The sequence below is a fragment of the Bradyrhizobium sp. Kon56 genome (genome assembly GCF_055807635.1).
Genome location: NZ_JBVVOU010000598.1, coordinates 1 through 240 on the forward strand (window position 1 = coordinate 1; position 240 = coordinate 240).

The window sequence follows — 240 nt, forward strand, 5'->3', positions numbered from 1 at the left end:
CCTGAGATTGGCGTCCTATTCTCAGGAGGTCATGAAAGAGGTGGTGAACGATACCCAAATCCAGTTCCATCACGTCGACAAAGGTCTTCTTTATGTCTATCGGACGCAACATTCGATGGAAGAAGGCTTGCGCCAGATGCGCGTCCTGGAGCAAGCCGGATTGAACATTGAAGTAGTATCCGCAGCACGTGTCGCACAGCTTGAGCCCGCACTCAAACCTGTCGCCGATAAACTGGTGGG

The 240-nt window shown here is 52.5% G+C and carries 1 pseudogene; it reads left to right on the top strand.

Features of this window, described 5'->3' with window-relative positions:
* Window positions 1-31: 31 nt before the first annotated feature.
* Window positions 32-240 (top strand): annotated as a pseudogene (locus AC0L3B_RS40200) (D-amino acid dehydrogenase); the annotation flags it as partial.